Source organism: Methanobrevibacter sp., assembly GCF_045577275.1.
In the GTDB taxonomy this organism is placed as follows: Archaea; Methanobacteriota; Methanobacteria; order Methanobacteriales; family Methanobacteriaceae; genus Methanobrevibacter.
Genome location: NZ_JAZNIB010000317.1, coordinates 1 through 5,083 on the forward strand (window position 1 = coordinate 1; position 5,083 = coordinate 5,083).

Here is a 5,083-nt window from a genome sequence, read left to right on the forward strand (position 1 = left end):
CGTGCAGTTGCTGTAACAATCGACCCTGCATTGGATGGGGATAGGGAAGACATTCCATGTCTTCAGGTCATACAGATTCTCGTAAGGGATGGAGAATTGACCATTCACTGTTTCTTCCGTTCAAATGACATCTTTGGAGCATTCTATTCCAACATGTTCTTCATAACCTATATTGGAATCAAGATGAAAGAGGAAGTAAACAAGGAAATCATGGGAGACAAATTGAACTTTGGTGGACTCCACTACCATTCAACTTCCGGTCATATCTACAATAATGATATGAGGGCAGCAAGAAGATTGATTTCTGCCAACAAGGATGCATTGAAGTAATTTTAGGATTATTATAAATTTTTTAGATTTGAGATTTTAGGATTGTCTTAGGGGATGATTCTAAAATTATTGCTTTTTTTAATCTATTTTTTTATTTTATTATTTGATGATTCATATGAAAATTTTATTATCTAACGACGATGGCGTAGACGCATCAGGCATTTTGGCTGCTAAGCAGGTTGCCCAAAAGTTTGGTGAAACCATGGTGGTTGCACCATACAATCAGCAAAGTGGAATAGGTCATGCATTGACTCTCGTTGAACCTATTAGAGTAAATGAAGTAAAATTGAGAGATGGGGATATGGGATATGGAGTCACTGGAACCCCTACAGATGCAGTGACAATTGCAATTTATGAACTTATGGATGAATGGCCTGATTTGGTGATTTCTGGAATCAACACCGGTAGAAATACTGGAAAAGGAGAGCTTTCTACATCTGGAACAATAGGCGCTGCAACAGAGGCGGCTTCTTTAGGAATTCCTACAATTGCAGTGAGTCAGCATACTCCAGATGACAACATCAAGTTTGATGAAGGGCATATTGAAATTGACTTTTCATCAAGCCAGAAAGTCTTGGGAGACCTTATTCAAAAGGTCATCGACAATGGCTTTCCAGAAGGTGTTGACATATTGAATCTGAATGTTCCAGCAAATCCAGATTCCTACAAAGCAAAAATATGTCCTTTGGCAACAAGAATGTATGAACCTGTTGTTGAAAAGCGTATAGATCCAAGAGGAAGGGAATATTACTGGATTGATGGCATTTTCTATGAAGGAAATCCTGAAGATTCAGACGACCATGTTCTTTTGAATGAGAATGTGCCTACCTTGACTCCTTTGATATTGGATATGGCTAGTGATTTGGAAGCCTTGAAGGGATGGTACGGCGAATAGCCAAATTTATTTCATAATACACAAACAATATATAAGATAAGTTACATAATAATTATTAATTATTTAAAAATTTTAGGAGATAAAATATGTCTGTAAATCAACTTGAAGCTACATTGCAAGCTGTAACACACACATTAGCAAAATTGGAAAAAGAAGGCTGCAATGATGAAAAACTATTGAAAGAGCTTAGAAAAGAAAGAGATAAACTTTTAAATGAATTGAACTTAAATTAATTTTTTTTAATTCTTATAGATTAAGTTTATAAAACATTAAGAATAAATTATATTTTACAAAACTTATATTAATCTAAATTTTATTTTTAAAATTTTATGAGGCTATAGAATGAGTGATAATTTCCAAGTAAATAAACAATTTGCTAAATTCAAAGGCAAAAATGTTCTCATTGGTTTAAAAAACTGGGAAGAAGTAGAAGGAAAAATAATTACCATTGATAACTTTTTAAACTTAGTGTTAGATGATGGTGAAGGTTTAAAAGTTATTAAAGGCGGAAAAATAGCATTTATTTCTATTCAAGAATAAGCTATTTTCTTTTTTTCTATTTTTCTTTTTTCTTAAACTTTTTTTCTTAGATATTTTAACGGACTTTAGACCTATTTTTTAATTTTGATTTTTGTTTTAATTATTACAAACTATTTTTTTCTTTAAAAAAATAAGTTAAATTAAATTAATAATTTAACTTGAATATCTTCTTTTTTATTTAGCTGCAGGCATCTTCGATTGATTCTCTGATTTCATCGATGCCATTTCCTAACATGAGAGCGAGGAACATAGCTCCTCCAGCACCTGCACCCTCTTTAATGAAACCTTTTGTGTAGTTTTTGAGACCTTCAACACTGGATATTTCAAAGTTAGGGTTTACGGCATTTACGGAAATGTCTCCAATCTGATTTGTTATGTCCAATATGTCTGCAGTCTCATCCTTTACAACAAATGCAGTGGTTGCAAGGCAGCTGTTTGAGAAGTCAAAATCAGGATCTAATGCCTTAGCTATTGCACATGCTGCAGTAAGTTGGGTTCCTCCAGCCAAGACGACAGGGACTTTTGCACCCATAAGAACTCCTGCAACAGCTGGAAGCATAGGGTCACCAACAGCAGCCACAACATCAAATGGATCATTATCCTTGGATTCTTCTAAACCTGCATTCTTCAATCCTTCTTCAACCAAAGCGTTCTTCATCTCATGAGGATTGGTGTCCATACAGCCGCTGACCTTTCCCTTTGCATCATAGCCAAGACCAACCAAGACACCAAGTGCAGTGGTTGTTCCTGCAGGCAAGCTTTCACCAATCACGATGTAGTCATGCTTTTCAGAGAGGATTTCAGCCAACTCAAATCCTTTTTCAAATAGGCATTCTGGGTCTTCAACAGCATGCCCTGTTCTGATGTCCTTTCCCCATTTTCCATCGCTTATGTCAAAGACATCACTGTTTGCCTTGATCTCACTTCCTGCATCCAATACCATTACAGGACAGTTGCAAAGTGCAAGTGAACCTTTGGTGATCATTGAAGGTGTAGGTGTTACAACCTCACCGATGATTGTTTGAGGAATATCTGTCATACATTTTACTTCTCCGTCCAAAATAAGTTCTGCATCTCCTGCAGGTGTGTATTTTGTAAGTTCTGGAGTTGCTCCAGCACCAGTAAGGCCTGGAATTTTAGATGTTTCAGTTGTAGCTATTGTACAAATGAAAATAGGGTTTTTTAAGTTTGGCAATTCTTTTACAAGTTTATCTGAGCCGTAAGTTTTTAATCCTTCCATTATTTTATCCTCTTGAATTGTAATTTTTAAATTTATTAAGTTTTTTAATTGAATTTCTAATGTTTTCTCTTCATCAGATTCATTAAATTAATTAACTCATTTATATAAATATATTATTGGTAAAAATTATATAAATGTATGTCAATAAATTAATTATAAAAATGATGAATCAAATAAAAATGATAAATTAATTAAAAAAAATGATAAATTAATTAAAAAAATGATAAATTAATAAAAAACTACTTTTCATAAAAAATATTTTTATTTTTACTTTATTTTCAATACTTACAAATCTTAGGTGAATCTATTGATATCTTTAGGAATTGAAGGAACTGCAGAAAAGACAGGAATTGGAATTGTGGACAGTGATGGCAATGTCTTAGCCATGGCTGGAAAACAGTTGTATCCTGAGGAAGGAGGAATACATCCAAGGGAAGCGGCTGAACATCATGCCAAATGGATTCCACAACTCATTCCACAGGCTATGGAAGATGCGGGTCTCAGCTATAAGGATATTGATTTCATCTCATTTTCACAAGGTCCAGGTCTTGGCCCTGCACTTAGAACCGTTGCCACTTCTGCAAGGTCACTTGCCCTAAGTCTTGGCATTCCAATCGTTGGTGTAAACCATTGCATTGGACATGTTGAGATAGGAAAATTGGATACTGGTGCCCGCAATCCTGTAACACTTTATGTAAGTGGTGGAAACAGTCAGGTCATTGCCTATGAATCCGGAAGATACAGAATCTTCGGTGAAACATTGGACATAGCTATTGGAAACTGTCTCGATCATTTCGGCCGTGAAACCGGTCTTGGACATCCAGGAGGGCCTGTAGTTGAAAAGCTTGCAAAAGAGGGCTCATATATCGATTTGCCTTATGTGGTAAAGGGTATGGATTTCTCATTTTCAGGTTTGCTCTCCGCAGCACTTAGAGCACATAAGAATGGTGAAAGGATAGAAGATATCTGCTATTCCCTTCAGGAAACAGCATTTGCAATGCTTGTTGAAGTAACCGAAAGGGCACTTGCCCATACAGAAAAGGATGAAGTTCTATTGTGCGGGGGAGTTTCTGCTAACAGCAGACTCAGAGAAATGATGCAGATTATGGCAGAGGAACATTATGCCAAGTTTTACATGCCTGAGATGAAGTATTCAGGTGACAATGGTGTAATGATTGCATGGCTCGGCCAATTGATGTACAAGACATTCGGACCACTGAAAATAGAGGATACAAATATAATTCAAAGGTTCAGAACCGATGAAGTTGATGCTCCATGGGTGGACAATACTAAAATCAAATTGGATTTGCCTAAGGAACTTAAAGCGAAAGGAGCAGAATCAGATATCTATGAAGCAACATGGCTTGGCAGGGAAGCTATTGTAAAAAGCAGAGTTTCCAAATCCTATAGGATTGAAGAGATAGACAACAAAATCAGAAAGCTTAGAACCAAAAGCGAAGCCAAGATATTGTCTGATGTAAAAAGGACTGGTGTCAGAGCTCCTATTTTATATGATGTTGACTTTGGAGACAAATCAATTGTCATGGAAAAGATCAATGGGTCATTAGTTAAGGATGTCATGTCAGCTATTGATGATGAAAAACGTAAGGAGTTAGCTATTGCAATCGGTGAAAACATCAAGGCATTTCATGATGGAGACATAATCCATGGGGACTTGACAGGTTCCAACATGATTCTGGTGGATGATGATTTAGACAATATTAAGGATAATCTAGCTATTTTTGACTTTGGATTAGGCAAATATTCTGACCTTTTGGAAGATAAGGCAGCAGATTTGTTGGTTTTAAAGAAATCATTCCAAAGCATTGATTATGATATAGCTACTGAAACATTCAATTGGATTTTAGAAGCTTATGATTTGAACAATCAATCCAAGATGGCAAATAAGATTCATGAGATTGAAAGCAGAGGAAGGTATACTCACTAGTTCAAGAATTATCTTGACTTTTTCTTTTTATTATTTTTTATTTTTTTCTATTTAAAATGCTTATTTTTATGTATAGTTTACTATATTAAACTAATTTTATATTTTACTAATTATTTTTTAATATAAAAGC

5 protein-coding genes and 1 pseudogene are annotated in these 5,083 nt (G+C 35.2%); 5 read left to right on the forward strand and 1 reads right to left on the reverse strand.

Features of this window, described 5'->3' with window-relative positions:
- The 4 genes and pseudogenes from ACKI67_RS09050 to ACKI67_RS09065 all read left to right on the forward strand — a co-directional run.
- Nucleotides 1-330 (forward strand): annotated as a pseudogene (locus ACKI67_RS09050) (thymidylate synthase); the annotation flags it as partial.
- Between the two features lie 115 nt (nucleotides 331-445).
- Complete coding sequence (surE, locus tag ACKI67_RS09055) at nucleotides 446-1,225, forward strand: 5'/3'-nucleotidase SurE (protein WP_407463209.1); 780 nt, start codon at nucleotides 446-448, stop codon at nucleotides 1,223-1,225.
- A gap of 86 nt (nucleotides 1,226-1,311) precedes the next feature.
- Nucleotides 1,312-1,458 (forward strand): hypothetical protein, encoded by a 147-nt coding sequence (locus ACKI67_RS09060; protein WP_295608065.1) that lies wholly within the window; start codon nucleotides 1,312-1,314, stop codon nucleotides 1,456-1,458.
- 109 nt (nucleotides 1,459-1,567) lie between these two features.
- The gene (locus ACKI67_RS09065; protein ID WP_295615626.1) at nucleotides 1,568-1,765 is read left to right on the forward strand and encodes an LSM domain-containing protein; all 198 of its coding nucleotides are present in this window, start codon (nucleotides 1,568-1,570) and stop codon (nucleotides 1,763-1,765) included.
- 178 nt (nucleotides 1,766-1,943) lie between these two features.
- On the opposite strand, the gene cobT is transcribed toward ACKI67_RS09065, so the two are convergent.
- Complete coding sequence (cobT, locus tag ACKI67_RS09070) at nucleotides 1,944-3,008, reverse strand: nicotinate mononucleotide-dependent phosphoribosyltransferase CobT (RefSeq protein ID WP_407463211.1); 1,065 nt, start codon at nucleotides 3,006-3,008, stop codon at nucleotides 1,944-1,946.
- A 295-nt stretch (nucleotides 3,009-3,303) separates the two neighbouring features.
- On the opposite strand from cobT, the gene ACKI67_RS09075 reads away from it, so the two are divergent.
- Complete coding sequence (locus tag ACKI67_RS09075; RefSeq protein WP_407463210.1) at nucleotides 3,304-4,953, forward strand: bifunctional N(6)-L-threonylcarbamoyladenine synthase/serine/threonine protein kinase; 1,650 nt, start codon at nucleotides 3,304-3,306, stop codon at nucleotides 4,951-4,953.
- Nucleotides 4,954-5,083 lie beyond the last annotated feature (130 nt).